At 66.8% G+C, this 3,324-nt stretch carries 3 protein-coding genes; 2 read left to right on the top strand and 1 reads right to left on the bottom strand.

The annotated features are described in order from the left end of the window. On the bottom strand, positions 1–1,048 hold a 1,048-nt coding region (locus tag U9980_RS13395; RefSeq protein WP_322768211.1), incomplete at its 3' end, for a MarR family transcriptional regulator. A 311-nt stretch (positions 1,049–1,359) separates the two neighbouring features. On the opposite strand from U9980_RS13395, the gene ribB reads away from it, so the two are divergent. After that, complete coding sequence (gene ribB, locus U9980_RS13390) at positions 1,360–2,022, top strand: 3,4-dihydroxy-2-butanone-4-phosphate synthase (RefSeq protein ID WP_322768210.1); 663 nt, start codon at positions 1,360–1,362, stop codon at positions 2,020–2,022. Further along, the coding region (locus U9980_RS13385; RefSeq protein ID WP_322768209.1) for a lysophospholipid acyltransferase family protein at positions 2,019–3,324 on the top strand (1,306 nt) is incomplete at its 3' end. The genes ribB and U9980_RS13385, both read left to right, overlap by 4 nt.

The raw sequence follows: 3,324 nt of genomic DNA, 5'->3' as shown, positions 1-3,324 counted from the left end.
GCAGCGAGCCCCAGTATGCCGGCAGTTGCCATGCCGGGTACCCCTGCGGGTCACCCTCCAGGCAGCCGAGCACGAAGACCGGTACCCGGTGGAGGTTGTCGGCGAGGTACTGGGCGGAGGAGGCCACCCGTAGCTGGGATGCCTGACGGTCGGGATCGGCGATCGTGGCGATCGCCCGCCGGGACGTCGTGATGTAGGCCGTGAACGATGTGCGGTAGTACTCGGCGATGGCGGTCCGCAGGCCCTGATCGGTGATCACCACCCAGTGCCAGTTCTGCGCATTGGACCCGGTCGGTGCCTGCAGAGCGATCCGCAGGCACTCGTCGATCACCTCCGGTTCGACGGGCCGTTCCAGATCAAGCCGTCTGCGCACGCTGCGGGTGGTGCTCAGCAGCTCATCCGCAGTGAGATCCAAGAGTTGCATGTTGATCTTTCTCCTGGTGTCGGGTCGGCGCACGCCGACACTATGTGTCCCGGTCGTCGGCAGCACCTGTTTCGCGCACGCGTGAGGGGATGAGTCGTCGTCCGTCCCTGTGGGTTCGTCGGGTGGCCATCCGAACCGTCGGGCGATCACACCCTCGGTGGGCAGGCCGACCAGCAGCTTGCTCAGCAGGGTCGCCAACGTGATCCGTTCGTCCGGGTCCAGGCGCTGCGCGACGGCCTGGATGATGGCGTCCGCAGGAACCTGCAGCGATGCCAGCCGGGTGAACCCGGCGCTGGTGAGTTGGAGCTGGACGCTGCGGCGGTCGGTCCTGCTGTGCCGGCGATAGACCAGTCCCTTGCGCACGAGTGAATCGACGAGCCGACTCGGACTGCCCGCCTCGCACACCAGCAGGCGCCCCAGCTCGGCCAGGCTGATCGGGGCATATTCGGCGAGTACCGCGATCACCTCGGCCTGTGACGGGGTCAGGCCGAACGGCCGCAGTATGCCGACCAGCATCCGGTCGCCTTCTCGTTGGACGGCGAGCACGAGATAGCGCAGCGCCTCAACAGCGACGTCAACCGCCTGCTTCGCCGGTGTGACGTCGGTCTCACCGTTTACATCCACTGGATCTCCGGGTGTGATGCCGACCGCATTCTTCCCACCAGCCGAAGGCGGAAAATCGGCGCTCTGAAATTGGCTGCCTACCGGTGGTAATTCGACATCTTCGCGTTCGGTGCCATTACCCATCGGTTCCCCCTGGCGCCCTTGACGCCCATCCTATGATCATGATCTGATCCTACATGTCACGACATGGATGTCACTACATGGATGTCGGATCATTCAGATATTTCGACGTGGCGCCACCCTGAGTCCGGACGGTGCGAAGCAGCTCCGTTCCACGGTCTTCACCACGACATCGACAGGAGATCAGTGCGGTGACCAGTTCAACGGTTGATGTTGTAGATCTGGGTCTTGCGCAGCTGGCGAGCGCCGAAGAGACCATCGAGGCAATCCGGCGGGGTGAAATGGTCGTCGTCATGGACGACGAAGACCGTGAGAACGAGGGAGACATCATCGTCGCGGCGGACTTCGCGACCCCGGCCGTTATCAACTTCATGATTACATACGGCCGGGGCCTGGTCTGTGTCGCCCTCACCCCCGAGCGGGCCGCGGAGCTGAACCTCCCGCCGATGGTCGTCCGCAACACCGACCACCACGCCACCGCTTTCACTGTCAGCGTCGACGGAACGCCGAGCCACGGGGTGACAACGGGCATCTCCGCCTTTGACCGGGCGAAGACGATTGAACTCCTCCTCCATGGGACGGAAGCCGACTTCAGCCGCCCGGGCCACATCTTCCCGCTGGTCGCGCGGCCGGGCGGCGTGCTGGAACGCCCCGGGCACACAGAAGGCTCCGTGGACCTCGCCCGGCTCGCCGGCCTGAACCCGGCCGGTGTCATCGTAGAGATAATCCGTCCGGATGGTCAGATGGCGCGTCGAGCGGACCTGGAGATGTTCGCCCTGCGGCACGGTCTCGCCCTGAGCACCATCGAGCGGTTGCGCGAGTACCGGGCCGCGAACGAGCCGGTCATGGCGTGATCGCCCTCGACCGCATGCTCTACCGGCTCAGCGGTCTGCTCGTGCGGCCCTCTGCGCTCCGTCATCTCCGCCACCTGACCGGGGTCGAGAATCTGCCGGATGCCGGCCCATTCATCCTCATCGCGAATCACAGCAGCTTCTTCGACCATTTCTTCCTGGAGACGGTCGTCTTCGCGGTCTCCGGTCGTCGAACCTATTTCCTCACCAAATCCGAAGCATTCTCAACACCGCTGCGCAGAATGTGGCACAAGAGCGTTGGCGCTATTCCGGTGGAACGTGACGCGCCCAGTCGGGAAACGATTCGGGCGATTTCATCGGTATTATCGGACGGCGAGATAATCTGCATCTACCCAGAAGGGACGCGCGGACCGGGCTGGCCGCTCCTCCCGTTCAAGGACGGCGCCTTTCATTTCGCGCTGAGAGGGAACGTCCCCATCGTTCCGGTCGGACTCGTCGACGCCGCCACCGTCCTTCCCCGCAAGGCGGTGGTGCCGCGGCGGGCGAAGGCTGCGGTGCACTTCGGCCCCGTGCTGGTCCCGCCCACGGGCGGGCCACGCCGGGAGCGTCTCACCGCGTTGCGGGATGCGGGCCAGAGCGTGGTGAAGGGCTTGGTAGAGGCCGGCCGGGCGGTCAGCGACGTCGACCGGCGGCAGGCGGCGCGGCGCATCGCGGCCCGCGCCACCGAACAGATCGAGAATCTGCTGGCCCATGCCGAGACCGACGGCGCGGGCTCCCGGCAACCCAACCTGAAGCCGTTGCGTCTTCTCCTGCGGCTCGCGACCATCAACGACCCGGCCAGCGTCGAGGTGGCCGTGTGCCGGCTGCGTCTCGATGGGCTGGAGGCGTTGGCAGCACGGTTTCCGCGGCGGCTCACGATGGCGGTGTCGCTGCGGCGGCGGGCCAACCGGCTACTGCGTCGCGACCCGGACCTCGACATGGCGCACTACGTGCTCGGCCGGTGGCACCTGAACATGCCGGCCGCCCTGGGTGGACGCAGGTCGCTTGCGATCGCGCATCTGCGCGAAGCCGTCCGCGTCGGTGACCCTGACGGCCGGTACGCCATGGCGCTCGCCGAGGCACTTGTCCGGGCACGTCGCTGGGTCGATGCCGAGGCGGTTCTCGTCGACGTCATCGCCTGCGCACCGGCGGACGCTCGGGGGCAGCGCCGGGCCGCGCGTGCGCAGGCACTGCGCGGCACGCTTGCCGCCCAGGCCGTGCCGGCGTTCGCGCGGCCGGCCGAGATCCTTCGGGTCCCCATGATGCCGACAGCGGCACTGCCTGCGCCCAGCGTGCCTGCGCCCA

The sequence above is a fragment of the Protofrankia sp. Cr1 genome (assembly GCF_963555865.1).
GTDB lineage: Bacteria > Actinomycetota > Actinomycetes > Frankiales > Frankiaceae > Protofrankia.
This window is presented reverse-complemented; position numbering and strand designations above follow the sequence as displayed.